The organism is Halobacillus kuroshimensis DSM 18393 (assembly GCF_000425705.1).
Classification (GTDB): Bacteria; Bacillota; Bacilli; order Bacillales; family Halobacillaceae; genus Halobacillus; species Halobacillus kuroshimensis.
Map to the genome: position 1 here is coordinate 1095776 of NZ_AUDY01000008.1, position 26095 is coordinate 1121870.

A 26095-nucleotide genomic window follows, 5' to 3' on the forward strand; every position below is an offset into this window, starting at 1 on the left:
CCTCCTTATTCATAAATATTACCTTTTGCCAGCAGCCGAAGCTCCTGTAAATTTTTTATCATAATCGATCCTCTCGACCTCTCGATAACTTCATCAGCTTCCATCTTTCTCAGGACCCGGTTCAAGTGGCGGTAGCTCGTTCCAATCCACTCGGCGAGTTCGGATAAGTTGGACGTACGCATTTCCTGATGAAAAGCGGTCCCTTCACCTACAGAAGAGATAGACAGCAAGTACCCGGCCAGCCGGACTTCAACAGGGTAAAGCATATGCATACTCGTAAAATGAGCCTCTGTATAAAATTTATGCGCCACCATTTCCAAAAGGAAACGGAGAATAGCCGGGTGCTCCTTTTCCAAATCCTTCAGTGCTGCATAAGGAAAGCCGATCATTTCACCCGAACTGACCGCTTCGACAGAATTAAGTACGGCACTTTGCTTTATATATTCAACATCTCCGATGACCGCGAGCGGTTTTTTAAACCGGTTGATCAGTGACTGGCCTTCTGGTGTGAGGGTGTAAATTTTAATTTTCCCTTCGACTAAGAAATAAAGCCGGTCCAGCCTTTCCCCCGGGACAAATAAATCTTCGCCTTCTGTAAAGGAAAACAATTGAAGCTTATCCTTGTAAGTTCCAGGAAAATACTGATCAAGATTATACATGGACAGGTAGTCCATCATTTTCTTTGTGCTTGCTTCTTTCATGGTGATGTCTCCTCTAAATCAAAGTTGAAAAAGGATCACGCCCAGCACCATCATCGTCAGTCCTGCCGCCTGCCTCAGCGTAATTGGAATTTTCTTCTCTCCAAACCAGCCGCGTGATTCAATGATAAAGGCGGTACCAATCTGCGCGACGAGTAAAACAGCAATAGCAGCAGCCGGACCGATCTGATGGATAGCGGTTAATTCGGAAAAGACGACAATGACACCGAAAGTTCCTCCGGTCAAATATACGAAGGGAACACGCGCAAAGCTTTTCCCTTTTCCATCTCTTACTTTCATATAAATGGAGAATGAAATGGCAAAGGCCACCAAATGAACCATTGATGTTGTATGCCAGCCGCCAATGGAATCACTCATTCTCGCGTTGAAAATACCCTGCAGGGTGATACAAAGACCTCCAAGCAGGGAAAATAATGCACCTTTCATACGTCAACCTCCTGTTCTTCCTATATTAAAAAGGAAGACAGAGCGCCCGGAAAGGACATATGTCCTTTTTCGTCATAGATGCAAAAAAATACAGAAACAGACACGTTAGTTGACCGCGTCCTGTTTCTGCTTTTCTTTTTGTTTCTCTTTACTTTTTTTCACCCGCTCCTCCAGTGTCCGCTTCAGCTGGGCCTTATACTTCTCCTCGACAAGGATGTATAAAAAGTCCCCAGCGTGAATCTCTGTCTCTCCGTAGGGAGTAATCACTTCGTTATCGCGTATAATGGCACTGATATTGGCACGGTTGGGAAAGCTTACCTCATGAAGTTTTTTTCCGACAACCGCTGATTCAGCATTGGTCTGGTACTGAATCATCTCTGCCTTGGCTTTCCCCATAGATATAAGTTCGATGCTGTGGTGGGGCACATCCTTTTTCGGACCTACCAATGTCATCTTCTTGGCTACATAGGAAATCGTTGATCCCTGTACAAGGGCTGATGTCAGAACTACAAAGAAAACGAGGTTGAACAGGCTCTGGCTGTTTTCCAAACCTTCTACAATCGGGAACGTGGCGAGAACAATGGGTACAGCTCCCCGTAAACCAGCCCACGATATAAACAACTTTTCCTTATTCGAGTAGTTCATTCCAAGTAATGACAAAAATACGGCGGCGGGTCGGGCAATTAAAATAAGCACCGCCGAAAGCAGGAGACCATTGATCATGATCGGGGCGGTGAACAATTCACTCGGAAAAACGAAAAGGCCGAGAATCACAAACATTAAAATCTGTGCCATCCACGCGAAGCCTTCGTTAAACTGGAAAATGGAATACCGATATGTCAATTCGCTATTACCAATCACAAGCGCTGCTACATATACTCCAAGAAAGCCACTGCCTCCGCTGAATGCTGTAATGCTGTAAGTAGCCAGGGCAAAGGCTACAGAGAAAATCGGATAAAGAGCACTGGAATCCAGTTTAATCTTATTAATTGAAACCGAAGCGAGTTTCCCCAACACAAAACCAAATACAAGACCAAGACCCATCTGGAAGAAAAAGCGCGGAATCAGCATCCATAGGGACGTATCCGGTGATGTAATCAATTCAATGAAAGATAAAGTTAAGAAAACGGCCATCGGGTCGTTCGTCCCTGACTCGGCCTCAAGAGTCGCTCCCATTTTCGCCTTGATATTCCTTTCTTTCAAGGCAGCGAAAACGGCAGCAGCATCAGTGGATCCTACAATGGCACCAAACAAAAGGCTCTCCAACAGACTGAGTTCAAACAGAAAATAGACGGAAAACCCGGCAATCATCGAGGTAAGGAGCACACCGAGGGTGGCGAGTGACAGGGACGGAAGTGCGACAGACTTCACTGTAGCCCACTTCGTATGGAGCCCACCTTCAAACAGGATAATGACAAGGGCAAATACACCTATCAACTGTGCCGTTGATGCATCGTTGAAATAAACGATACCAAGGCCCTCACTTCCGAATAACATGCCGATCAAAATGAATAAAATAAGCGCCGGGATCCCCCAACGGCTTGAGAATTTAGCTACAAATACACCGCTGAAAAGTAATAAAGCGGTTAATAATAAAAATGAGTCTGTTCCAAAAGCTTCGAAAAACATGGAAGGTCTATGCTCCTTCGTTGGTAATGGGGATTTTGAGGAAAAAGACGTGAGTCATCTATAATTATCCTACAGGACCGGTCCAAAATCAAAAAGACTGCCTGTGAAGCCATTTGTGAATCCAAACCGCCGCCTGAGCTCCATCAGCTGCAGCTGTACTGACCAGCTGGGAATGCATCAAGATATCCCCCGCAGCCCAGACGCCTTCAATATTTGTCATTTTCGTGCGGGGCTCCACGAGAACGTGTCCTTTATCATCCTGAATGACACCAAGTGAGTAAGCTAATTCAGTTCGGGGGCGGCTTCCACCGAAAGCAAGGAAGATTTTTTCCACAGCCCATGACTCTCCCGTGGAACTTCTCAAAGACTGGACCTGTCCATGATGCTGGATAAGGTCCGTAACCACCGCTTCATAGACAGGGATTTCCTTATCCTCCAGCCCTCTTCTTTTCTCAGCAGACAATGGGAAGGCACCATGATTGACATAAATAATATCTCTCGTCCAGTAATAGATGGTTTCCACCATGTCCGCCCCTGGGTCTCCACGTCCCCAGACAGCTGTCCGTTTACCTTTCACTTCATACCCGTCGCAATCTGGACAAATATACACAGAAACCCCCAGACATTCCTGCAAACCGGGGACATACGGATAGGCATCCTGGATACCTGTAGCGAACAAAAGACTCTTCCCTTTGTAAACGCGGTCTTTCCGGGTCTGGACAATAAAATCTGTGAAAGACTTATGAACACGGCTGACCTTTTCTTCCACACGCGTAACTCCAAGAGCCTCTATATGTTTCAGACCACGCCTTCTCAATGTATCCCCGCTGACACCTTCCGGAAAACCAAGCAGGTTACTATATTTCCGGCACGCCGAGGACCTCCCGGAACCAGCATCTACGATAAGGACGCTCCTCATATATCTTCCTAGCTGGACGGCTGCCTGCAGACCAGCCGGGCCTCCTCCTATAATAATACAGTCATATTTCATCATATCCACGCCCGTTCAACCTTTTCGCTTACCTTACCCACGTGCGGATTATTTACTCTTTTTTTCTCCGCACCCTGTCATCCAACGGCCATCCCCTTTATAATGAGTAAGAGCAATTTTACTACAAGGAAAAAAGGTGTTTACGACTATGAGTTTACTAACAGTTAAAAACCTGAGCCACGGCTTTGGTGACCGTGCGATTTTTGAGGATGTGTCCTTCCGTCTTTTAAAAGGGGAGCACATCGGGTTGATCGGTGCCAATGGCGAAGGTAAATCAACGTTTATGAATATCATTACTGGAAAACTTGAACCGGATGCCGGTTCCATCACCTGGTCCAAGCGGATCCGGATTGGTTACCTTGACCAACACGCAGACCTTGCCAAGGGCATGACCATCCGTGACGTGCTGAGAACAGCTTTTCAGTATTTATTTGATATGGAACAGGAAATGAACGACCTCTTCGCAAAAATGGGAGAAGTCTCCCCGGAAGAACTGGAAACCCTCTTAGAGGAAACCGGAAGTATTCAGGATATGCTGACCAACAATGATTTTTACACCATTGATGCAAAGGTGGATGAAGTCGCCAATGGCATCGGGCTGGATGATATCGGCCTTGAGCGGGATGTTCACGACTTGAGTGGTGGTCAGAGAACGAAAGTGCTGCTTGCCAAGCTGCTGCTGGAAAAACCGGATATCCTGCTTCTGGATGAGCCGACCAACTACTTGGACGTCGAGCATATTGAATGGCTGCGCACTTACCTGCAGCAGTATGAGAATGCCTTTATCCTCATCTCTCACGACATTCCCTTCCTGAACAGTGTGGTCAATTTGATTTATCATATGGAAAACCAGGAGCTGACCCGTTATCCGGGAGATTATGAGGAATTTCAAAGAGTATACGAAATGAAGAAACAACAGCTGGAGGCCGCTTATAAAAAACAGCAGAAGGAAATCGCCAACCTCAAGGATTTCGTGGCCCGTAATAAAGCGAATGCCGCTACAAGTAAAATGGCGATGAGCCGCCAGAAAAAGCTGGATAAGATGGATGTCATCGAACTGGATAAAGAAAAACCGAAACCGAGCTTCCAATTCAAGCAGGCCCGTACACCAGGAAAGTATCTATTTGAGACGAAAGACCTGGTCATCGGCTACGACGAGCCTCTGTCCCGTCCTTTGAATTTATCTATGGAACGCGGCCAGAAAATAGCCCTCTCCGGGGCAAACGGAATCGGTAAGACGACCTTGCTGAAAAGTATTCTCGGGGAAATTCAACCTGTCTCCGGATCCGTGGAACTTGGGGAACACCTGCACATCGGATACTTCGAACAGGAGCTGACTGATGTCGGAAGCCGCACCTGTATTGAAGAAGTGTGGGAAGAGTTCCGGCACTTCACCCAGTATGAAGTACGTGCCGCCCTCGCTAAGTGCGGGCTGACTAGAAAACACATTGAGAGCAAAGTCCAGGTGCTCAGTGGTGGAGAAAAAGCAAAAGTCCGCCTCTGCAAGCTGATCAATAAAGAAACCAACCTTCTCGTTCTTGACGAGCCGACCAATCACCTGGATGTGGATGCAAAAGATGAGCTGAAAAGAGCCCTTAAAGAATATAAGGGCAGCGTTCTGCTCATTTCACACGAACCAGAATTTTACCAGGATATCGTAACGGATGTATGGAATTGCGAAGACTGGACGACGAAGGTCTTTTAATGGAAAAAGGCTGCATCCTTTTCAGCAGCTTTCGAACACACGGCAAAAAAGGAGGTATTCTGTCCAACAGAATACCTCCTTTTTTCATTTTAAATGTCAGAGGCAGCAGGTGCGGGAGTATCCTCTGCAATTCCGGAACGTGCTCACACTTCTCCACTGCTGCAGAAACAGAAGGGTTTTAAAGATGAGTCCGAATTTTGAATTCCGGACTTTTTTTAAGACGTTCACAAGAACGCAACCACTTCTCTTCCTCTTCCAAAATTTTATGATTGACACCCCCTCTTCCACCCTAATAAAATGTGGTGAGAAATTTAGAGAGTGCTGTGCATTTTCATTTGGAAAAGGAAGGGAGGAACATGTATGCTTTACCGTTCAATCGTCTATCTGACCGGTATGCTTATTAACTTCTTCGGTGTTGCGCTGCTTATCAATGCCACACTGGGAGCTGGATTCTGGACGTCATTTTTCATCGGGGTCTCTGACCACCTCGGATTTACGGTCGGTTTCTGGTACGGGGCTTTTCAGCTGATTATTATCTTTATCAATGCAAAGCTCATGAAATCGATGCCTGAAGTCCGGGCGGTCATCCCTGTATTTCTGGAAAGTCTCATCTTGGACTTCTGGCTTGAAATCGTCTTTGCAAGTGTAAACTTGACGGCTGCCCCGTTCTTCGTTAAAGTCGTGACTCTGCTTGCCGGTGTCATCATTATCGGTATTGGTGTAGCCATCTACATTCTGCCGGAATTCCCGAGAGCGCCTGTCGATCAGCTTTTCCTTGCTGTCAGTGAACGTTTCCAATTAAGCCTTCAGGCAGGTCAGACGATTGTAGCGGTCATCATGACCTCTCTGGCCTTCCTTATTGGAGGACCTGTAGGACTTGGAACACTGGCCCCTATGCTGTTTCTCGGTCCCGTGATCCAACTGGCTTATACAAGAGTTTATCCGCTGTATCACCGACTGCCGGCAGCAGCAGATAAAGCCTATCAGGAAGCTCCTTATTAAAGCATAATCGAATTGTTTCACCATCCGCCTGCAGAGAAACCTCATGTTTCCCTGCAGGCTTTTTCATTAACCATTCCCATTCATAACAAGAACCCGGGCTTCTTAACGCCCGGGTTCTTCACTTTACCATTCACGTAAAAAGGGCTGATTCTTTTCATCCAGACACGCCTGAATCCTTTCCAGGAAATTCGTCCATGTGACAAGTTTTTCAGCCTCTTCCAAATTGAAAAAACCAACATTCAGAGCCTCTTCTGTCGTTTTCAATTCTCCTCCAATCACTTTTCCAATGAAAAGGGCATTACAGATAGACCGATCAACGTTCTGAAAAATGCCGCAGAACCGAATCACTTCAATCTTCAATCCACATTCCTCTTCAGCCTCCCTGACAGCAGCTGCCGTTAAGGACTCTCCTTCCTCCACCTGCCCACCGGGAATCTCCCAGCCCCGCTTCGGCCCTTGAATCAGTACAAATCTTCCTTCTTCATTCAATATGACCGTCGCTGCCGATATGATGTGATTTGGTGCCATTCCTCCCGCGACCTCCCCTTATTCTGTAAACTGTGCGTATGTTCACCTGCTCTTCCTTATGTAGATGACCAGGTGATGGGCAGCACCCGATGTTCTTCAACATAGGATACAAGATCGCTGATTACTTCTCCAGCTGAAGTGTCTCTGCTGAGCCTTGGGCTCTGCCCTGACCAGAGGGACATGTATTCCGGGTTTCCTTTAGCTGCGGAGGCCTGTCTGATCGCTTTTGTCATCTGGTTTTGCAAAGGGTATGGGAGCAGGTCCTCATGTCTGCTCAACGATTTTGTAAAAGTGTTACGGATGCCCCGGGCCGGCTTTCCGCTGAAGGCGCTGGTTAATGTCATTTCATCCTCTCTGGCTTTTTGGATCATCTCCTTATGCAGCTCATGGGCTCCACTCTCCCGGCTTGTTACGAAGGCGGTTCCCATTTGGACCCCTTCAGCACCAAGGGACAGAGCAGCCGAAAAACCACGGCCATCCATGATTCCGCCCGCTCCAATAACTGGAACCTTCACCGCATCTACGACCTGGGGAATGAGTGAAAAGAGACCGATCATACTTTTTTCAAAACTCTGCAGGAAAGAGCCTCTGTGCCCGCCTGCTTCACTTCCCTGAGCAACGACGATATCCAGGCCTTTCATTTCATTCAAAACAGCTTCTTCAACGGTTGTTGCTGTTCCTATTGTGATGACACCTGAATGTTTCAATGCTTTCATCACTCTTCCTGAAGGGAGACCGAATGTAAAACTTACGACTCGTATTTTTTCTTCCAATACGACATTGATCTGCTGTTCAAACAATTCCACATCAAGAAAGGGGTCCTGACGTTCGTGTACAGCCAATTTATCATAGTAGGGTTTCAGCGCCTTATGGGCGGCTGTCACCTCTTCTCCATTTACTTCGGGATATTCTGGCACAAACAGGTTCACAGCAAATGCCCTGCTGGTTTTTTCTTTGATATTCTTAATGGCCGTTCTCAATTCCTCAGGGTGCATATAGCCACCGCCGAGTGTACCGAGGCCTCCATGGTTCGACACTTCTGCTATAAGGGACGGAGTCGTGACTCCACCTGCCATTCCCGCCTGTATGATGGGATACTTAATAGAAAGCATATGGACAAGTCGGTTTTGCTTCTCCATTTACCGAACCTCCTCTTTTCAGATGCATCCAAAATCAACATTGACAGATCATCAGCAGATTGCCATCTGGATCCTTGAAATTAAAATAGTGGTGATGCTGAATTTCTGTCACGACATTGAAGTTAAGAGACATCATAAAATCATAAGCAGCTTCTATATCTGTCGTATTCAAATGAAAAACCGGAGTATCAAATGTTTTGCCGGGTTCATACATCCGGCTGTCCAAAACCGCTCCAGTACCCTTCATCGGCAGGATATACAAGTGGTCATGGACGATTTCACCGTCATTGGGTACACCTAATAGGCGGCAGTACCAGTCACGGGATTTTTCTATATCACGGACAGGGATAAAAACGGTCCCGATTTCATTTTTGACCGGAGTGGTCATATTACTTCCTCCTCTGTTTAGGTTATACCTTCACCGATAAAGAGCATCCGTCACAAGGATGCTGTACAAGTAGGAATCCCGCCAGCCTTGATCGAGTTTCAAATGCCCTCTCATCCGTCCTTCCTTTTCCATTCCGTTCTTTTCCAAAACACGGATGGCTGCGGCGTTGCGTGGATCACAGACAGCCTCAATTCTATGGAGGGTCAAGTTTTGAAATCCGTAGGAAATCATCTGCTCCGCGGCCTGTGTAGCGATGCCGCGTCCCCAGTACCCGGGATGGATCACATAAGAGATCCGGCCGATTTCATTTTCCTTATCCAGAATATTCATTTCAGCAGCTCCGATCAAATGACCTTCTTCAATATCCGCCAGCCCCCAAACATATCTGGTCGGGTCCTCCACGCTCGTATCGGAAAGGACCTGCTCTATGTAAAGTTTTGTTTCCCTCTCTGAATTCGGGCCCCATGCCTGAAAACGACAGACGTCAGAAATGGACGCATAGCTGTGGACCGCTTCCCAGTCCTCTGATGTAATCTCCCGCATAAAGAAATTCGTTGCTGTTTTCATTCGTCTGCTCCTCTCAAGATCCATACTCTTCCTTAACCTTTTACTTCTCTCTGGGAACAGAAAAATCCTTTTCCCAACAAAAAAAAGCACAATTCGAGAATGAATTGTGCTTACTTCCCTCACTTTTGTACGGGGATCCAAATCTCAGAAGAGTAATCGTTACTGTAGGGATTTCCTTCAGGGTAGACTTCGAGTTCGGGCCCGGGGGCCTGGGTGTACCTGCTTGAAGGAAACCATTCGGAATAGATGCGTTCCCACTTCTCCTGCATCGCCTGAGGCATTGGACCTTTCACTTCAAATACAGCCCAAACAGCTTTTGGAATAGAGATGGAGGTCATAGAGGCAGGAACTTCGTTCACACTGGCTGCAGCAATCGAGTAATCAATGACACCTTCTTTTTCATCCGACCGGTCTTCACATATTCCCAGAATCCCTCTGACCGGTCCGTTATTCACTGCTGCGATTTCCTCAACCGTGCCATCCGTATTTAATTCCACCCACATCTCAGGGATCTTCTTTAGGTTTTCCCCGTGCAGACAGGATATTTCCCTTTTCACTCCAACAGCCTTAAACCCTTCCTTTTCCTCAATATGAAACTTCATCGGCTCAGCTCCTTTAATAGTTACTTGAATGACGAGGGGATTATAAACAGTCACCTTCCTTTCAGGAAGCCGTATATCTCTCGGCGGGCATCCATGCTGTTTTCGGAAGGCCCGGGTAAAAGATTCCGGTGATTCATAGCCATATCGATACGCAGCATCTATGACTCTGGTGTTCCCCTGCTTCAACTCCAGGGCTGCAAGTGTCAACCTTCTTCTTCTGATGTATTCCATTACCGTTGTACCTGTTAAAAGATGAAATGTTCTTTGGAATTGAAACGGAGAAAGACAGGCCTCCCTGGCAGCTTCCTTCACCGAAATATCCTTTTTCAAATGGCTTTCTAAATATTGAAGTGCTTTCTGCATTGTTTCAATGCCCTTCACATCTCCCCCCCCCTTCCTTCTCCTTTACTTTAGCACGTGTAAATATTAAAAACCTGTCATCCCATGCTCTTGGATGACAGGTTGACGGTTGTAATGAAAAACCGTTGTCCGTTATCGTTCTGTATTTGGAATATCTTCATATGTTTCTACATCTATCGCGTACACATCACCGGATGCGACGCTTTCTAAAATTCCATAAACACCCATTTCAACAGCGTTAACGAGCTGCCCTCGTTTCTTCCCAGCCACCTCCTTTCCTATAGTTCGCTTTGGTTAGAATAACCTATTTTTCCACCAAAATTTACTTTCATAAAAATAAATCCCCTCCGTTGTCCTACATCTTTAAATCATTCCCAGTCAATGAACCCATCTATTGAGGTATCATTTGAAGTTAAGCAAAAAGAAGAGATGCATCTCTGCATCTCTTGAAATAAGAACCGCTATTGTTTTCCTTTTTCTACAGCTTCGTGGATATGCTTTAAATATTTGTTCTGCTCGTCCATCTTAGTGGTGATTTTCCGTGTGTTCTTTTCTATCGTATGCGTGATGGACCAGAGCGATATAATAATGACTACAACAACTATAAGACCGATGACATACCCCTCCTCCGCCTATTACATATCTACTATTGATAATTAATTACCGCAGGGTTTGGGTCCAGCCTCAGTACATCTTCAGCACTCATCACCGGTTCGTCCTTGTTGTAAAAGATTTTAAAACCACCGTACTGGACGGCTTCATTGCGGACAAATTTACGGTAAAGAGACATTTTAGTCGCTGAATCCCCCCACCCATCATAGTTGAGAACGACTTCAACGTTATCTGTCGGCGTGATGGCTTCCTTGTTTGTCAGAGCTTCATCCATGAATTGGTGGACGAGGATCATTTTATCCGGCAGGTCGTTTACCTCCACCATCTTCGATAAATAATTCACCGCCTGCTGCACTTCTGCTCCATCCACCTGACCTAGATTCACTCCCGGCGTTTCGCCTTCAGCCACGTGAAATTCCGTATCGATGGCAAGATGGACATACGGGAGTTTCAGCCATTTCTCCAACAGCTTGACCTGATTCATCACAGAATCGGTTCCCAGCTGAACATCAAGCATCAACAAAGCATCATTCTCCTCAGCGAGTTCCGCGTAACGGTCGATATCTTCAGGCGAGGTGCGGTGATAATATTTACCTTCCGGACCAGGCGTGCGCTGCGCGACCGTACTGATCAACTCTATCATCGGAACAGCCGGGCGTTCAGGATCAGCGTTGGAATAGGCCTGTGTCTGTTCCTTTAGTTTTTCCATGAGTGCGTCGGGTTCCATTTCCCCAAGGATTCCCATATTTTCAGAATCCGGGTGCCCATAATAAGCAACGATTCTATGATCCTTCAAAGGACCTGAACTTTCATCTTCAGCCCCTTTCACAAGTGTTTCTCCCACCGGCACCATCCGGGTCCGGTCACCCCCATGCGCCTCTGCAGACGGCATGTTGTTTAATTCTTCTTCGGTTAACCCTTCTTTTAAAGGAGCTGCTGAATCATCCGGCTCTACGGCCTTAAATGGTTGTTCCGTGTGCTGAGTATCTGATGAAGCCGATTCTGTCCCTTCGTTTTCCTGCGCTTCTTCTTCCGTTTCTGTTTTATTGTCCTGTTGATCCGAAGATGATTCTTCTGAGCATGCGGCTGCGAATACTCCCAGAATCAACAAAAATAGTATCACTGTAATCTTTCTCATGCAGTCACTTCCTATGTAGTAGATTCAGTTTCCTATCTGATAGAAAACTTCCTATATTTTAACATAAGCCGTAGAATGTTTTGATAGGTAGAATCGATTAGATTATTCACAGCAGATTACGATATTCCTTTATAAAAAGGGGTAAACAGACAAGAGAATCTGTCAATCTATCAAACCAACGTTTAGGAGGGAGTTCGATGCCGACATGTCCGTCATGCGGCCGCCGGTGGACCTACATGGAAACGTTCACCCGGATGTGGGCGGTCCGGAAACATCAAAGCACCTGTCCTTCATGCCATAGGGAAAGCAAGGTCGGGATAAAGTTGAGAATGGTTTTCCTGTGTTCTTTTATACCCTTAGTCCTGTATCCATTTGTCTTATCTGAAAGGATTCAAATCCCCGCCTATATGATTGGTTTAACCTTGACCGCTCTTTCGTTGATTTCTCTTATGCCCTTCTGCACTTATGTAAGAAACCGCCCATAAAAAAACCGCCGGGAGACGGCGGTTTCATTGAACTTTTTCCAATTTATGAACTTCACGGGAGGAGGTCAGATCTTTGGTTGCTTCACGATAGGCCTGATAATGGTCAGAATCGATATGCATCTGCAGGGCTTCCTGGTCCTTCCATGTTTCATAAAAAGCGAATACAGAAGCATCATCAAGAGAACGGTGAAGGACGTAATCGATACAACCCGCTTCCTTGCGGGAAGGCTCAATCACTTTTCTCAATTCGTTGAACAGTTCCTCCTCACGCCCTTCTTTCGCTGTTAGAAATGCATTAATGGTAATCATAGTTATTCTCCTTTTTTTACAGCCGGGTCCGGCTGATGACTTACTGCCTTTTCATTTTACAAAAACTCATTTCAGTAGAGAAATCATCCGCTCATGGAGTGAATAAAGATCCGACGCTTATTGTTCCCAAAAGCCTTCTTTGCATACCAGCATTCATCATATGGTGATTAAGAAAACTCACCCAAGAGGTGGTTCGCCGTCTTAAGCAGACGCGTGCTGATGTTTACTTGTGAGTGTAAAGAAAAGAACCGCTCCAATAAAGGATGTACTGAATAAAATCAGCCCCATAGGTACAGCAGACGTTTCATCCAAACCGACCAGCGGCGAAACAACGGCTCCAAACAACAGCGGAAGCATACCGAGAACTGCACTGGCGCTTCCTGCCCGGTGGCCTTGATGCTCCATGGCAAGGGTGAATGTACTCGTCAGCACCATTCCCATCGCTGTCATATAAATGAAAATAGGGGTAACGATGGAATACAACGGCCCCTCTATCCAAGTCATTACCAAGAGAAACCCTGTGGCGGTTACCGCTGTCAGGACAGCCGTACGCAGCAGGCTGCGTTCATGGATAATTCCGCCGAGACGGCCGATCAAAAAGCTCCCTGTGATGATGGCAAGTCCATTGATTCCAAACAAGATACTGAAGACTTGAGGAGATACGTTATAAATACCTTGATAAACGAACGGTGTTCCGGATACATACGCAAAGCTTCCGCCATGGACAAAGCCGATGGTCAACGCGTACCCAATGAAGGAACGATCTTTAAGCAGACGTCCAATCGTCAAAATAGATTCTTTGACAGAGCTTGGAATCCTTCTCTCCTTTGGAAGAGTTTCCGGCATTTTCGCAATGACCGTCAAAACAATAGCCGCTCCGACAATACTTAAGAAAAAGAAAATCGTTTCCCATGTTGAAAACGGCAGAAGAAGAATCGCTCCTCCTGTCATTGGAGCAATCATTGGAGCTGTCGCATTAATAACCATCAATAATGCAAAAAACTTCGTCAATTCGCGTCCTGTAAAAACATCACGCACAACGGCACGTGAGAGAACGATTCCTGCTGAAGCAGTAAAACCCTGCAGAAACCTTGCTATAACAAGAATGGTAATGTTCGGTGCCAGTGCACTTAAAAGTGAAGCAACAGAGAATAAGGCCAGAAATATGGTTAATGGCTTTTTTCTGCCCTGCGCATCACTAATCGGACCTACGACGATCTGTCCAACAGCCAGACCAATAAGACAGGCGGTCAGACTGAGCTGCACCAATGAAGCACTTGTATTTAGGTCAGACGCGATGGCTGGAAAACTCGGCAGATACATATCAATATTCAGCGGACCCAGAATTCCGAGCATTCCAAGCAGAAACGCTAATCCGATTCTTTCTTTCCCTGTAGGATTTTGTAACATTGTTCAAACACCTTCCTCTTTCTCTCTATCTGTAAACAATCCCTGCTATATATCCCTCAATCACCTGTTTGTTAAACTTCGATTTTATCCCTCTTCCTTTGAAAAGTCTATGATTTTCTTAATGATTCACTGCTCTTGATAGAAAACAGACATTAGAGAGCGGTTCCTTCATCCATCAAAAAAAAGACCTGACTGCGTCAGGTCCATAATCCTTCCTTGATCTAAATCCTTTCTTCCTGTGACTGCGTTTGTTCCGGCTGGGGTTCATAGGCTTGTCCAAAAAGCCTGGCGGGGTTTCTGGACAAGATCTGCTCCAGCTGCCCGCTAGTTACGGCCCCTTCCTCCAGTAGACCAGGAAGAACATGCTGGAATAAATAGTCCGGCTTCCAATTTTTCAGAAGTTTCTTCAGAGGGTCAGGCATGACTGGTTCCCGTCCCCACCAGACGTTGACTGTATCATGCGAAAGAAACAGCTGGCCTTCATACCCTGACCCAAGAAGAGCCTTTAAAACAATTGTCCGCTCCTCATCCGCAGGAGCCCCGACTATCCCCTGAAGTCCCCAGCGATCCATCGCAAGATAGACTCCGTGCTTCAGCACCTGCAGATGTTCGGTAATGTCTGTCGTCCCACACATATGGCCGATCACAACTTTTTTAGGATCGGCTCCTTCTTCCATTAGAAATGCTGCCTGTTCCGGTCCCATCGTTCCTTCCTGCGTATGGGTTAAAAGAACGACGCCGGTTTCCTTCTGAACCCTCACCGCCGCCCGGAAAAACATGCGCTCATATGCAGTAATTTCCCCTTTGCTAGAAGCGAGCTTGATGATGCCCGGTTTAATACCGGTCCCTTCAATCCCCTCGGTTATTTCTGCTTTGAATAATTGATAGATTTCCTCTTCCGCTGTTCCTAGCTGCTGACGAAACTTAAAATAAGGCGTCGCCCCTTCCCCTTCATAGTAATAACCAGTAGCACAAATGATGTTCAGGCCACTTGCTTCAGAAACGGCTCTGAGCAGTTCAACATGACGTCCGCATTCATTCGGGGTAGGATCGACGACTGTTTCAATCCCCTGCGTTTGAATCAATTCGGCCACTTTAAGGCCCTGCTGTTTTTTCTCTTCAAAATCATACCCTCCAAGGGTCAGGTCCCCTTGGAAACCAGGATACCCAAAGAAAAAGTGTTCGTGAATCAACGTTTTCCCAAGCTTGTCCGCCTTGATCGGTCCTGTTACCGTTTCAACGTACTGCATGGACTCCTCCTCCTCGATATACCTACCAGTCAGTATGTTAAGGCCAAAAAATAACCTTATCTTAAGGATAAGGTTATTTTTCAGAATATTCAATGCAATTATGAAAATATAACGGTTAGTCACCGTAGGACCGCAAAGCTTTTTCAAAAACATTCCAGAACTTTTCCTTGTCCAAATCAACAGCGAAATGGACATTCGGTTCTTTTTTCGTCACACCAAGGAGATCGACACTTGTCATGCCCGTGGTATATTCTCCTCTAGTCTCCACGTCCACATGCACATGCCTGCATTCAAAGATATCTGGTTCTATAAGGTACATAGCTGTACAGGCGTCATGAATGGGTCCGGCTTCAAAGTTAAAGACATCCTTATACGTTTTCGAAAAAAATTCCAGAAGCTCAAAAACAAATTGAGCAACGGGGTGATCGACAGCTGCAACCATGTCCATAATTTTCCGGTCGGCGAGTGCTTGATGTGTCACGTCAAGACCAAACATCGTAATCGGGATGCCGCTTTCGAATACATGCTTCGCCGCTTCTGCATCCACCCATATATTAAATTCGGCCGCTGGTGTCCAGTTTCCGAACGTTCCCCCGCCCATCAAGACGATTTCCTCAATATTCTTCTTAATTCCGGGCTCCTTGATGAGAGCTGAGGCAATATTTGTCAAAGGACCTGTCGGGACGAGTGTAATTTTCTGTTCTGTTTGAAGGGCTTTTTCAATAATCAAGTCAACCGCATGCTGTTCAACCGGCCCTTTTGTCGGAATGGTTGGGAGTTCAGGACCATCAAGCCCCGATTCGCCATGAAAATCCCCTGCCGTCACCCGCCCCCCTTTTAAAGGTTTTGCTGCTCCCTCAGCCACTGGAACGTCCAGTCCTATCATTTCACAGACATTTAGAGCATTGTATGTACATTTCTCCACTTCTACATTTCCAGCCACTGTCGTTATTGCTTCTATTTGAAGCGGACTTATTTGAGAAGCTGCTAAAATAATCGATATGGCATCATCATGACCGGGATCACAGTCGAGAATCACTTTCCTTTTCATTGTACACACCTCCCCTTCCCACGTCAGGAATAATTCGGATCTTTTTCGTCTGTAATAAGCATGTGTCCGGGCGCATGGGTAATCATAATCGAAGGCTGTGCCTGAAGGGCGGCATTCTGAGGAGTTACTCCGCATGCCCAGAACACCGGTGTCATTTCATCCCTGTCAAATGTAACAGCTTCACCATAATCCGGTTGTTGAATGTCGTCGATTCCGATCTGCTCCGGAGAACCGATATGGACAGGATCACCATGGGAAGATTCAAATTGGTGGGAGATTTTCAAAGCCTGATCCACTAAATGATTCGGAACAGCACGCATACTTACAACCATATTTCCCTTGAAGATGCCTGCTTCTTTTAAGGGAATATTCGTATCAAACATTGGGACGACTTTGTTCTGGTCTTGATGCAGCAGAGGAATCCCCCCGTCAAGAAGGGCTTGTTCAAAGGTAAAGGAACATCCGATGAGAAAAGTAACAAAATCATCCTGCCAGACTTCGTTCAGATCCAGGACTTCCTCTGAAAAGAAGCCATTTCTATAAATCCGATAGCGCGGGAGATCGGTGCGGATATCCGCATCAGCGGTAAAGGGCTTCGTCACCCCTGCTTCCATAACTTCCACAACCGGGCATGGTTTTGGGTTTCTCATGCAGAATAAAAGAAAATCGAAAGCGTAGGCTTTCGGGAGCGTTACCAGATTGGTTTGTATATACTGTTCGCACAAGCCGGAAGTTGTTCCAGTCAACTCCTGATTTCGAAATTTCATTCGTGTTTCCAATGGATTCATACCAACACCCTCTCTTGTCTATGGTTCTATTATAGCGAAAACAACCCTGATTTTTAAACCATTCCGAGTATTCTGTGGTTTTATGAAGCGGGAGTCTTTGTATTTCCAGTGTACCCGGGAGGGGAAAATTTATCTTTCCGGAAGAAAGGTTTACGATAACGTTCTTCTTTTATAAACATACCCATCACTCGGATCATGCAAAATACCCGGGGAGCGCCCCCGGGTATGCTTCAGGATATGAAGTCTGCCAGAAAGTTGAAAAAGGCGAGCCATGCTAAGGAAGCGGCACTCATAGCCAGTACGAATATAGACAATAGGGGATGGAACCCTTTTTTATACTGAGCCTGGAATATGAAGAGAGCAGAAACAACGATGCCTGCAGCGAAGGCAAAGCCGAACAATAGATTTAGTACCCCTTCAAAGGTGAAATCGTATCTGAAAATGATGGTAAGCATGTATAGGATATCTATAGCAGCAAGAATAATTAAAAGACTTCTCTTCACGGATTCTCCTCCAATTATGATCTGTCGTCCTTCATCCTTTGCCTTTTCCATAAAAAAATAAACGTACGGATGTTCGAACAGAGCGCACAAAAAAACACCCGAGGATCTCAGGTGCTTTCGTTTTACAAAAGAAACATTCCAGCAATGCTGGCTGACAGGAAATTGGCCAGCGTTGCGGCAACAACAGCTTTAAGACCAAGGCTGGCTACGTCCTTCCTCCTGTCAGGAGCAAGACCGCCAAGGGCGCCGATCTGTACGCCGATACCAGACAGGCTGCCAAAGCCCGTTAATGCAAAGGTCGTCACAATCTCTGCCTTCGCACTTAATTCATTTTTAGCTTCGCCAAGACTGGAAAACGCAACAAATTCATTGGCCATGATTTTCTCCCCAATAAATCCAGCTGCTCTAACAGCTTCTTCCCATGGGACACCAATCACAAAAGCCAGAGGAGCCAGCACATATCCAAGCAGCTGCTGGATGGTAATCGTAAAGCCGAGCAAACCACCGATCCAGCTGACCATCCCGTTCAACAGGGCCAGAAGGGCAATGAACGAGAGCAGAATCGCTCCGATATTCAAGGCCAGCCGTAAACCGGTCACCGCTCCGTTTGCCACAGCATCGAATACGTTCGACGTATCGCTGTCTTCCGGGTTGATATCGGAGAACTCTTCTGAACGCGGCTCAGTCTCTGGAAGAAACAATTTAGCCATCACAAGGGCCGCGGGTGCAGCCATAAAAGAAGCGGCCAGCAGGTACTCTACGTTAATGCCCAGAAGTGTATATCCTACAAGCGTTGACCCGGCTATAGATGTAAATCCACCAGTCATAACAGCAAATAATTCCGATTTGGAAATTTTGGATATAAATGGACGGATCAATAACGGAGCCTCTGTCTGTCCGACAAAAATATTCCCTGCAGCATTGATGCTTTCCACCTTCGTCGTGCCAAGAACTTTAGACAGGAATCCTCCGATCAGCTTTATCACAATCTGCATAATGCCAAGGTGATACAATACAGCAATCAAGGAACTGAAGAAGATGATCGTCGGCAGGACTTGAAAGGCGAACAGCATCCCCATCCCTTCCTGATTGATCAGCGGGCCGTAAAGGAAACCGATTCCTTCCTCTGTGTATCCGATCAGCTTACTTACTCCGGAGGACATGGCTCCGAGAAGTTTCTGCCCTCCACTGGTTGCAAAAACCAGGAAGGCAAAAGAAACTTGGAGCAGAAGACCTGCGCCAACAGTTCTCCAGCGAATCGCTTTTCTATTTGTTGAAAATAGCAGGGCCAGAATGAAGACGATACTCACGCCGCCTAACCCCCACAAGATATTTATCATGTTGAAACCCCTCTTCCTTTTCATCCACTGTTTCATGTGCTGCCGTTTCGAACTAAAGGATAAATGATACCAGTTGAAAAAAAGGGCCGCAATAGGTTTATAACAAGTAAGAATTGTCCGATAATGCAAAAAATGGACCCCTTCTATGGGATCCATTCTCATTAAGAAGCCTTTTTTTCGTACGCTTTGTTCAGGTCACGACCGGACAGGAACCAGCCACCGATAGCGACACCAAGTAAAATGGTCCAGAAGATCACTGTCCACCCAAGACCATGAGCGAAATGTTCATCCAGTATACCGACATCCTTATGGGATAACGTTATGACAGCAAGTTTCACCCCGACCCAGGCAACAATTAGATAAGCCGTCGTCTCCAAACTTGGACGTGTTTCTAAAAGCTTCACGAACCAGGAAGCAGCGAATTTAATCAAAACCAAACCGGCAATACCTGCTGTTATAACCACGATAAATTGACCACCGTCCATGCCTCCGATCACTGGCAGCGGTGAATCTGGAAGCGCAAGAGCCAGGGCCACAGCTGCAAGGATGGAGTCGATAGCGAAAACCAAATCGGCAAACCCGATTTTCACGACCGTCGGCCAGAAGCCCTTTCCTTTCCCTTCCTGTGCTGTTTCTTCATCGTCACTATCCCTCGATAAAATATTTTTCAAACCAAGGTAGATCAGGTAGGCGGCACCAAGAGCCTGCACCTGCCATACACTGGCGATGAATGATATAGCAAATAAAGCACTGAAACGGAAAATAAAAGCTCCGATAATTCCATAATTGATGGCTCGTTTTTTCTGGTCCTCCGGCAGATGTTTAGCTATCACGGCGAGAACAAGGGCATTATCCGCAGATAACAAACCTTCAAGGCCGATTAAAATTAACAGGGTCCACCCGTATTCAATCCAAATAGATTCCATGTATTATTCCCCTTCCTGATAAAGGCTTCTGTATCATTTACAGAAGCACACAAAAAGACCCTTACCCTGATTGGTAAAGGTCCTGCCAGCAGCATGTATGCCGCCAATAAAGCCGAGAGCGGAAACTCTGTCATGATGACTTTACTGTTAAAGCTACTCCCCTTTATAACTAGTAAAACTATAGCAGAAGGATAGAGAAGTGGTCAATACAGCTTAAATACTATACACGGCACAAAGAAGGGGTGCCTTGAAGTTCCTTATTCACTTCGGCCGCAATCATTACAGAAATCCTCTTCTGCGATTCCTCTGTTAAACCGGCGATGTGAGGAGTCAGCCTAACGCCCGGTGCATGGAGGATAGGGTTTTCAGGTTGGGCAGGTTCATTTTCCAACACATCGAGAAAAGCACCTGCCAAACGCCCTTCATGTAAGGTGTCAGCCAGAGCAGTTTCATCGACAATGCCGCCCCTCGCGGTATTGATGACCCAGGCAGAAGGTTTCATCATCTGTAAGGCTTCTCTGTCCACAAGGTTTTTCGTAGCCGCATTTAATGGCACGTGAATGGAAAGAAAATCGGACGTCCTCAGTACGTCTTCCCATTCTTTTTTAACAACACCTGTTTCGTCAATCATATAATCATATTCAGTACGAAAAGGATCATAGCCGATCACATTCATGCCGAAAGCCTTAGCCCGTTTTGCTGTCCTGTGGGAAATCTCCCCCAGACCAATGAACCCGAGCGTTTTTCCACTTATTTCAAATCCGGTATGTACCTTTCTTTCCCACTTGCCTTCAGTCACACTCTTGTGGGCCTCATGAAGAGGGCGACCGGCGCTGAGAACTGCCTGCATCACATACTCCGCCACGGAAACGGCATTCGCGTTTTTAGCTGAGATGACAGAAATCCCACGGTTTTCCGCTTCGTTCCGTTCAATATTATCCAAACCTACGCCCAGTCGGCCGATGACCTTAAGATTTGGTGCATGGCTCAGCAGCTCCTCATCCACCTGGGTCTGGTTCCGCACAATCAACGCATCAGCGTCCCGAAGATGCTCCAGCAGCTCTCTTCTGTTCTTATACCATTCTTTATCGTATGTTACTTTGTGACCCTGATTCTCAAGAATCTCCACGCCCTCCGGCCATATTACTTCACTTATGAGAATATTCACAGTTCTCCCACCCTTTCCTTTCTTTCATTAAACCATTTTGTTGGAGAAGGGACAAAGGATGTCGTATGGTTTGTCGAATTTGAAAAATAATCAATCAAGGTGACCAACCAGCAGTCAGGGAAAGACTGCGTCGATCCAAGGTTCCTTCCTTTACACCTCTTTCTCAGGATGACTTTTTAAAATCCGTTCATCTCCATCATTTCTACTGCTCATATCCGAATATCACCTTTTGACAGACTTCACACCTGTGAGCTGGAATCTTCCTTACTTTAAGAAGAGCACTTTCTACCAGAACCTCACTGCCAAAATCCATAACCATCGAATCAGGCGATTCTGACCAGCAAATCTTCCGCGGAGAGAATATGTATCCCGCTTTGAGTTTACGGCCACAGTCAGGGCATAGCATGTTGTCCTTGTTCATTTTTTCAGCACCACCTCTTTAATGCTTGGAAGGAAACAGCGGACTCTTATGGTTATAAACGCTTTAACCTCCACATAAATAGACATGAGCGTTATAAAAAGATCAGGATGCACCTTCCACTTATTCAAAAGACTCCGCTACTACAACGAGGGTATCTATAGATAACTGCTCCAGACGACTTTCGAGTTTATAGGTGATAGAATCTGCCGTCCATTTCAAATATTTTGTGTTGTTATCCACGGCATACTTTCCTGTACCATCACCAACAGCAACCTCTTCCGTTTCCATGCCCTCCAATGGAAGGCCTCCCTCTTTCATCGTGGTCAATGTCATGGATTCTCCTGACTCACCATGAAAAATAAACGTTAAAAGAGTATCTTTATCTTCCTTTGTTCCAGCTTTTATTTCGACACCATCCACCTCATAAGGCATCACTCGAGGAAATTGGGGCTGAAACGATTCATCAGAAGAACGGGTCTCCAGACTTGAATAGTCATACTCATATAATCCGTCCGATGTTTTTTCTACGGTATCAAGAGCATGACTCAATGCCTGGCCCTCCGTAAAATAGATCCGAGTGATTTCCCCATCTTCATTTGTGTTTACTCTCCCACGAACATCAGCCGTTTCGCCATTATCTACATTCACCTGGTAATCAAAAATATAACCTGTTTCAACGTCGCTTTGCTGGATGTCTTTATTTTCCACTTCCATCTTCACTTCGCTGCTGTACGCTTGTTGGTGATACCTTGTAAGCAGATTCGTCTGCATCGCCTGATCCATATAATCCTCCGTTAAATAGGGTGCGAACTGCTCCGTATAATAGGCATGAACCTTTTCATAACTGCCTTCTTCATACAACTCCTTAACCTCTTCTCCCGGTCCTGTGAACAGCTGCGTGAGCACTTTCGATACATCATCTTTCGTTGTGTTATTTTCTTCATGGTCCAAAGAAGACTGTGAAGATGTGCATCCTGCAGTAAAAAAAAGAACAGCAAAGACAATGGAAACCTTTTTGATCATGAAACCACCTCCACCTCTCCTTCTTTCCTGACTCTACGAACACCAGGGGCATCCAGTTTCAAAATTTAGTAAATGATTCCTTATTTTAGAACGGATCAAACGTTGTTGACGAAAAAAAGAAGCTGCGTTTAAGCAGCTTCCTTGTCTACTCTTGATTCTTTTGTTTCCCAAAATGGAAAATGCCGACCAATATACCCAGGGCCGTCATGCATAAAGCGAGAATGAGTCCTGCCCACGGACCGACCCCGGCAATGAATGGGACAGAAAGTGCGGTGACGAGGCCACCTCCTAAAAATGGTTCATAAACGAGCTGCTTATAGCCGAAAGCTTCAAATGCCGGGGACTCGTTGTCCGGATCGACGATACGCATCAATAGAAGGCCCGTTGCCGTCACACCCATGGATTGACCAAAATCTCCGATTCCACGTTCAAACCAGTAATTTGGAATGATCTTGGGAGCAAGGAAAATAAAGCTGAAGAGGTTCCAGGAAATCCCGGCCACAGCCAAAATTAAGAAAGGCACAAGATAGTCCCCGATCACTTCCAGGGAAACCGTTGCGATGGCTGAGATAATTAACAAGTCCAGAGCCAGCCCCTGAATGCGGTTCACCATTCTCCGATCAATCAAGTTGTATTTATCATTTTTGTTAAAGAAAATCTGAATGATAATGCCGCCGAACATAGCAACCGGAAACAATGGAATGTATGTCATGAAGCTCGATCCTGTCCAATTGGCAATCGTAATGCTTTCAAGTCCGATCAGTCCCTGTAAAATACCCCAGCCGATCAGAATGGCGACCATAATGATGGAGAGGTGGAAGGATAACGGCTCGATGGATTCAGGGCGGAGCGTCATTTTCCCGGCAGGTTCACGATTCTGATATTCCATGATCCCACTCTTCCGCAGTTCAGAAAATCCATGAGCATCTTTGATGACCTCGGTCTTGTTGTTCCGGACCGCCCAGTTAATCAGAATAATACCGAAGATGACACCTGATAAAACACCCACGGTGGCCAGGCCGATCGCTAAATCGAAGGCTTCTGAAAAACCAAGCTCTTCGAATGTACTTGCCATTCCCGCCGCTGTACCGTGTCCTCCTTCAAAAGCCACTTCAATAAGAGCACCGGCCATCGCTGGAATATCGAAAAAGGGTGTTAGAATCAGCAGTACGACTAACAAACCGATCACATACTGTCCCCACCCTACGGCCCAGCCGAAAGCAAGCTGTGGGCCGCCGTATGTCCAGACATCTTTCAATTTAGGCATAGCCGCTCCCAAGAAGAGAGAAGCAAAAACTACGTTAATCATTAACCCTGGAAGGGCTGACCAAACCTGGATAATCGTATCTGTCATAATCCCGTTCGTTAAGAAATGCCCTTCTGATACAAATAGAGATGCAATTTTACCAAGCACCTGCGGCCCTAATAATAAAGCAATAAAGCCGCCGATAATCGATGCCGGCAAAAAGAGATCCTGAAATATTTTCACTTTTACTCTGATAATCTTCCCGATGATAAGAAATACACCAATGTATAATAGCGCAAAACCTATTTGTTCCGGACTCATTATCCCATCACCCCGCTGTTTTTAAACTTCAATTCATGAATAACCTTTTCCCCCGATTCCCGCTGAAAAAAGAGTTTTAAACGCTTATGAAAAAAGAAAGACTTTTCAATCATTTCCATTGAAAAGTCTTTCTTTCTTATACCTCCTATCCTGGATCCCAACCGATCCCCTCTATGGAAATCATCCTCTTTCCTGAACCTGATGACAGGCACTATTCCTGAACGAAAACGATGATTTTTTGGAGCTGTGGATTCTGAGGGGGTTATGGCCTTATACAATCCATCAACAAAAGCCGAATTGAAAACGAAATGAACTTCGACCATGGGTAACTTCCGCAAAGAACGAGGTTTACGTTTCATTATCGAATGGGGAATGCCTTACCTACATGTATAATTCGGTCTGTCACAATTCCGGCTGCCTTAGTAAAAATAATAGAAAATCCATCTTCTTCTCTATCTTTTTAAAGACTGTGATATACATCTATACCATAGTTCATATCCTGTCATAGAATGAACTATCTTGATGTTTAGGAGGTGTATAGTATGAACCATAAACCGTGTAAAAAGGATTGTCATTCCGATGTGGATGTGATCACCTGCAGCTGCTGTGTTACTGGACTAGCTAATGTCATCTCCACCCGTTTCCGCTGCGGAGATACGATAGGAATCACTTTTTTCGTAGAAGAAGGAGCAGGGATTTTTGTCGGCAGGTATCGAGGACTGGAAGACTATGTTCTTGAAATTGATGATCTACTTGTACCTGGGACAACCAGTTTCATTCCTCTATGTGATGTAGGAAGTGTCGAAAAAGGACTTCCACTGCAGGAGGAGCCTATGCAGATCACCAAGGTTAACAAGACGGCGGAGTAAACGAATGGATCGACCCTGTCATTGAACAAAGAAAAGGGAGACACTTTTGTAGTGCTCCCTTTTTTGTGTAATGTATTATGAAATCCTTTCATTCGTCCTGATGCATCAGTGGTTCCAGTTCAGCTAATAAGCGAGTGGCTTCATCCAACAGCTCTTGATAATGCACAATGCCATTGATCAATACGGCTGTATAGATGCCTGTACCCAGTATAAATAAAACTCCTTTCCAAAAAGGAGTCAGCCTGGGATCCCTCTCTTTTATGGTGGATTTCAAACTTATGAGCTTAGATAGAGGGAAATAGAACAATAGCAGAATACAAGATATGAGGGCCGCATACATTTGCCTTAATTGTTTTTCATTCACCCAGAGATACGTCAGTTCTTCCGGCTTTTCCTCCTGCGATTTCCAGCTTATAACAGTCTGATGAACGGTGTCTCCTTTCCAATTATATTCTTCGACCCTCATTGTCTGATCCCCCAACTCTTTGACGCCTACCCCAAAAGGAGCGGGAGTATCTCCGAATGATACGACATGATACACAATAAAGATAAGAATGATGAATAGAAAATGGAATGCTTTGTACATGCTCTCCTCCTATCACACCTTGAGAAATCACTTTCATCACTTCAATTGAATCTATTTCTCCAAAGTTTCCATTCATTTGTAACACCTGTGTCGAAATCCTTATACCATGCTTCCAAGGTTCTTTCTGAGCAAACGTCTAAATGCTTAAGTGGAGGATAAAAGGAGATCTCATCCGTCGTTATATAAGGTGTACGCCTCACCCCTCCCTTTGCCGTAATCCTTTCTTTTCCTGCCCCTGCCACCTGAAGCGAAACCTCCTCCCATCTTCTCTTAAAGCACTGCACCTGAGCTCAACCCAGCGGTTACACAGTCAATTCCCCAGTCTGCCAAGGTTCCTAAAGCATAAACGTAAACGTTCATTCTACTAATCTCCACTCATTACTCACTTCCTAACGCAATCCTTAAGACGAAAAACCATTCCGGTTACAATGGAGCCCTTGCCTATTTACTATTCCATTAGAAACTTCTTTCATGGACTACGAATTGACTTGTATAAAGTTTCATAATGAAGAATATCCCTCCTTCTATAAGTCTATGGTCATTTTCCCATCATCGTCGAAACGGAGCAGCCTTCTTTCACGATTTTTTAATAC

The 26095-nt window shown here is 45.6% G+C and carries 27 protein-coding genes; 4 read left to right on the forward strand and 23 right to left on the reverse strand.

The window, feature by feature from the left end; all coding sequences use genetic code 11:
- Window positions 1–5: 5 nt before the first annotated feature.
- From H615_RS0107650 to H615_RS0107665, 4 genes are all read right to left on the reverse strand, one after another.
- Window positions 6–701 carry a Crp/Fnr family transcriptional regulator gene (locus H615_RS0107650; protein ID WP_027954593.1) on the reverse strand — a complete coding sequence of 232 codons (696 nt, stop codon included), beginning with the start codon at window positions 699–701 and terminating at the stop codon, window positions 6–8.
- An 18-nt stretch (window positions 702–719) separates the two neighbouring features.
- Entirely contained in the window at window positions 720–1145 is a 426-nt protein-coding gene (locus H615_RS0107655) for a DMT family transporter (RefSeq protein WP_027954594.1), read from the reverse strand.
- Between the two features lie 105 nt (window positions 1146–1250).
- Window positions 1251–2774 carry a potassium/proton antiporter gene (locus tag H615_RS0107660; RefSeq protein WP_027954595.1) on the reverse strand — a complete coding sequence of 508 codons (1524 nt, stop codon included), beginning with the start codon at window positions 2772–2774 and terminating at the stop codon, window positions 1251–1253.
- A gap of 88 nt (window positions 2775–2862) precedes the next feature.
- Complete coding sequence (locus H615_RS0107665) at window positions 2863–3768, reverse strand: NAD(P)/FAD-dependent oxidoreductase (RefSeq protein WP_244877733.1); 906 nt, start codon at window positions 3766–3768, stop codon at window positions 2863–2865.
- 145 nt (window positions 3769–3913) lie between these two features.
- On the opposite strand from H615_RS0107665, the gene H615_RS0107670 reads away from it, so the two are divergent.
- Entirely contained in the window at window positions 3914–5470 is a 1557-nt protein-coding gene (locus H615_RS0107670; RefSeq protein ID WP_027954597.1) for an ABC-F family ATP-binding cassette domain-containing protein, read from the forward strand.
- Window positions 5471–5830: 360 nt separating this feature from the next.
- A complete protein-coding gene (locus tag H615_RS0107675) occupies window positions 5831–6472 on the forward strand; it encodes a YczE/YyaS/YitT family protein (RefSeq protein WP_027954598.1) in 642 nt (213 codons plus the stop codon).
- A 123-nt stretch (window positions 6473–6595) separates the two neighbouring features.
- Here the strand turns inward: H615_RS0107675 and H615_RS0107680 are convergent, their stop codons facing one another.
- The 6 genes from H615_RS0107680 to H615_RS0107710 all read right to left on the reverse strand — a co-directional run bounded on the left by H615_RS0107680 (window position 6596) and on the right by H615_RS0107710 (window position 11806).
- Window positions 6596–7000, reverse strand: a complete 405-nt coding sequence (locus H615_RS0107680) for an NUDIX hydrolase (protein WP_027954599.1) — start codon at window positions 6998–7000, stop codon at window positions 6596–6598.
- 56 nt (window positions 7001–7056) lie between these two features.
- Entirely contained in the window at window positions 7057–8139 is a 1083-nt protein-coding gene (locus H615_RS0107685) for an NAD(P)H-dependent flavin oxidoreductase (protein WP_027954600.1), read from the reverse strand.
- Window positions 8140–8173: 34 nt separating this feature from the next.
- Window positions 8174–8527, reverse strand: coding sequence for a VOC family protein (locus tag H615_RS0107690; RefSeq protein ID WP_027954601.1), 354 nt, complete (start codon window positions 8525–8527; stop codon window positions 8174–8176).
- A gap of 30 nt (window positions 8528–8557) precedes the next feature.
- On the reverse strand, window positions 8558–9094 hold the full coding sequence (locus H615_RS0107695; protein WP_027954602.1) for a GNAT family N-acetyltransferase: 537 nt from the start codon (window positions 9092–9094) through the stop codon (window positions 8558–8560).
- Window positions 9095–9213: 119 nt separating this feature from the next.
- On the reverse strand, window positions 9214–10077 hold the full coding sequence (locus H615_RS0107700; RefSeq protein ID WP_156896456.1) for an AraC family transcriptional regulator: 864 nt from the start codon (window positions 10075–10077) through the stop codon (window positions 9214–9216).
- A 625-nt stretch (window positions 10078–10702) separates the two neighbouring features.
- Entirely contained in the window at window positions 10703–11806 is a 1104-nt protein-coding gene (locus tag H615_RS0107710) for a hypothetical protein (RefSeq protein WP_027954604.1), read from the reverse strand.
- Between the two features lie 197 nt (window positions 11807–12003).
- On the opposite strand from H615_RS0107710, the gene H615_RS22880 reads away from it, so the two are divergent.
- Window positions 12004–12291, forward strand: coding sequence for a TIGR04104 family putative zinc finger protein (locus H615_RS22880; protein ID WP_084163049.1), 288 nt, complete (start codon window positions 12004–12006; stop codon window positions 12289–12291).
- A gap of 24 nt (window positions 12292–12315) precedes the next feature.
- On the opposite strand, the gene H615_RS0107720 is transcribed toward H615_RS22880, so the two are convergent.
- The 12 genes from H615_RS0107720 to H615_RS0107775 all read right to left on the reverse strand — a co-directional run bounded on the left by H615_RS0107720 (window position 12316) and on the right by H615_RS0107775 (window position 24047).
- A complete protein-coding gene (locus H615_RS0107720) occupies window positions 12316–12600 on the reverse strand; it encodes a putative quinol monooxygenase (RefSeq protein WP_035531381.1) in 285 nt (94 codons plus the stop codon).
- 201 nt (window positions 12601–12801) lie between these two features.
- Complete coding sequence (locus H615_RS0107725; RefSeq protein WP_027954606.1) at window positions 12802–14010, reverse strand: Bcr/CflA family efflux MFS transporter; 1209 nt, start codon at window positions 14008–14010, stop codon at window positions 12802–12804.
- A 221-nt stretch (window positions 14011–14231) separates the two neighbouring features.
- On the reverse strand, window positions 14232–15260 hold the full coding sequence (locus H615_RS0107730; RefSeq protein WP_027954607.1) for a phosphotriesterase family protein: 1029 nt from the start codon (window positions 15258–15260) through the stop codon (window positions 14232–14234).
- Between the two features lie 115 nt (window positions 15261–15375).
- Window positions 15376–16311: a nucleoside hydrolase gene (locus H615_RS0107735; protein WP_027954608.1), complete on the reverse strand. Its 936-nt coding sequence runs from the start codon at window positions 16309–16311 to the stop codon at window positions 15376–15378.
- Window positions 16312–16334: 23 nt separating this feature from the next.
- Window positions 16335–17099 (reverse strand): putative hydro-lyase, encoded by a 765-nt coding sequence (locus H615_RS0107740; protein ID WP_027954609.1) that lies wholly within the window; start codon window positions 17097–17099, stop codon window positions 16335–16337.
- Between the two features lie 230 nt (window positions 17100–17329).
- Window positions 17330–17602: a hypothetical protein gene (locus H615_RS0107745; RefSeq protein ID WP_027954610.1), complete on the reverse strand. Its 273-nt coding sequence runs from the start codon at window positions 17600–17602 to the stop codon at window positions 17330–17332.
- A 122-nt stretch (window positions 17603–17724) separates the two neighbouring features.
- A complete protein-coding gene (locus H615_RS0107750) occupies window positions 17725–18939 on the reverse strand; it encodes a NupC/NupG family nucleoside CNT transporter (protein ID WP_027954611.1) in 1215 nt (404 codons plus the stop codon).
- Window positions 18940–19103: 164 nt separating this feature from the next.
- Entirely contained in the window at window positions 19104–19868 is a 765-nt protein-coding gene (locus tag H615_RS0107755; protein ID WP_027954612.1) for a TerC family protein, read from the reverse strand.
- A gap of 220 nt (window positions 19869–20088) precedes the next feature.
- A complete protein-coding gene (locus H615_RS0107760; protein ID WP_027954613.1) occupies window positions 20089–21036 on the reverse strand; it encodes a hydroxyacid dehydrogenase in 948 nt (315 codons plus the stop codon).
- 202 nt (window positions 21037–21238) lie between these two features.
- Window positions 21239–21457, reverse strand: coding sequence for a PF20097 family protein (locus tag H615_RS22675; RefSeq protein ID WP_027954614.1), 219 nt, complete (start codon window positions 21455–21457; stop codon window positions 21239–21241).
- 120 nt (window positions 21458–21577) lie between these two features.
- Window positions 21578–22480: a hypothetical protein gene (locus tag H615_RS0107770; RefSeq protein WP_027954615.1), complete on the reverse strand. Its 903-nt coding sequence runs from the start codon at window positions 22478–22480 to the stop codon at window positions 21578–21580.
- Between the two features lie 145 nt (window positions 22481–22625).
- The gene (locus H615_RS0107775; RefSeq protein ID WP_027954616.1) at window positions 22626–24047 is read right to left on the reverse strand and encodes a sodium/glutamate symporter; all 1422 of its coding nucleotides are present in this window, start codon (window positions 24045–24047) and stop codon (window positions 22626–22628) included.
- A 542-nt stretch (window positions 24048–24589) separates the two neighbouring features.
- Here H615_RS0107775 and H615_RS0107785 point away from each other — a divergent pair.
- Complete coding sequence (locus H615_RS0107785; RefSeq protein WP_027954618.1) at window positions 24590–24916, forward strand: hypothetical protein; 327 nt, start codon at window positions 24590–24592, stop codon at window positions 24914–24916.
- Window positions 24917–25004: 88 nt separating this feature from the next.
- Here the strand turns inward: H615_RS0107785 and H615_RS0107790 are convergent, their stop codons facing one another.
- On the reverse strand, window positions 25005–25502 hold the full coding sequence (locus tag H615_RS0107790) for a hypothetical protein (RefSeq protein WP_027954619.1): 498 nt from the start codon (window positions 25500–25502) through the stop codon (window positions 25005–25007).
- Between the last annotated feature and the right edge of the window lie 593 nt (window positions 25503–26095).

Bases quoted from the DNA above. Each gene is read 5' to 3' on its own strand.
- H615_RS0107650 (WP_027954593.1), bottom strand. From the start codon at position 701: ATGAAAGAAGCAAGCACAAAGAAAATGATGGACTACCTGTCCATGTAT.
- H615_RS0107655 (WP_027954594.1), bottom strand. From the start codon at position 1,145: ATGAAAGGTGCATTATTTTCCCTGCTTGGAGGTCTTTGTATCACCCTG.
- H615_RS0107660 (WP_027954595.1), bottom strand. From the start codon at position 2,774: ATGTTTTTCGAAGCTTTTGGAACAGACTCATTTTTATTATTAACCGCT.
- H615_RS0107665 (WP_244877733.1), bottom strand. From the start codon at position 3,768: ATGATGAAATATGACTGTATTATTATAGGAGGAGGCCCGGCTGGTCTG.
- H615_RS0107670 (WP_027954597.1), top strand. From the start codon at position 3,914: ATGAGTTTACTAACAGTTAAAAACCTGAGCCACGGCTTTGGTGACCGT.
- H615_RS0107675 (WP_027954598.1), top strand. From the start codon at position 5,831: ATGCTTTACCGTTCAATCGTCTATCTGACCGGTATGCTTATTAACTTC.
- H615_RS0107680 (WP_027954599.1), bottom strand. From the start codon at position 7,000: ATGGCACCAAATCACATCATATCGGCAGCGACGGTCATATTGAATGAA.
- H615_RS0107685 (WP_027954600.1), bottom strand. From the start codon at position 8,139: ATGGAGAAGCAAAACCGACTTGTCCATATGCTTTCTATTAAGTATCCC.
- H615_RS0107690 (WP_027954601.1), bottom strand. From the start codon at position 8,527: ATGACCACTCCGGTCAAAAATGAAATCGGGACCGTTTTTATCCCTGTC.
- H615_RS0107695 (WP_027954602.1), bottom strand. From the start codon at position 9,094: ATGAAAACAGCAACGAATTTCTTTATGCGGGAGATTACATCAGAGGAC.
- H615_RS0107710 (WP_027954604.1), bottom strand. From the start codon at position 11,806: ATGAGAAAGATTACAGTGATACTATTTTTGTTGATTCTGGGAGTATTC.
- H615_RS22880 (WP_084163049.1), top strand. From the start codon at position 12,004: ATGCCGACATGTCCGTCATGCGGCCGCCGGTGGACCTACATGGAAACG.
- H615_RS0107720 (WP_035531381.1), bottom strand. From the start codon at position 12,600: ATGATTACCATTAATGCATTTCTAACAGCGAAAGAAGGGCGTGAGGAG.
- H615_RS0107725 (WP_027954606.1), bottom strand. From the start codon at position 14,010: ATGTTACAAAATCCTACAGGGAAAGAAAGAATCGGATTAGCGTTTCTG.
- H615_RS0107730 (WP_027954607.1), bottom strand. From the start codon at position 15,260: ATGCAGTACGTTGAAACGGTAACAGGACCGATCAAGGCGGACAAGCTT.
- H615_RS0107735 (WP_027954608.1), bottom strand. From the start codon at position 16,311: ATGAAAAGGAAAGTGATTCTCGACTGTGATCCCGGTCATGATGATGCC.
- H615_RS0107740 (WP_027954609.1), bottom strand. From the start codon at position 17,099: ATGAATCCATTGGAAACACGAATGAAATTTCGAAATCAGGAGTTGACT.
- H615_RS0107755 (WP_027954612.1), bottom strand. From the start codon at position 19,868: ATGGAATCTATTTGGATTGAATACGGGTGGACCCTGTTAATTTTAATC.
- H615_RS22675 (WP_027954614.1), bottom strand. From the start codon at position 21,457: ATGAACAAGGACAACATGCTATGCCCTGACTGTGGCCGTAAACTCAAA.
- H615_RS0107770 (WP_027954615.1), bottom strand. From the start codon at position 22,480: ATGATCAAAAAGGTTTCCATTGTCTTTGCTGTTCTTTTTTTTACTGCA.
- H615_RS0107775 (WP_027954616.1), bottom strand. From the start codon at position 24,047: ATGAGTCCGGAACAAATAGGTTTTGCGCTATTATACATTGGTGTATTT.
- H615_RS0107785 (WP_027954618.1), top strand. From the start codon at position 24,590: ATGAACCATAAACCGTGTAAAAAGGATTGTCATTCCGATGTGGATGTG.
- H615_RS0107790 (WP_027954619.1), bottom strand. From the start codon at position 25,502: ATGTACAAAGCATTCCATTTTCTATTCATCATTCTTATCTTTATTGTG.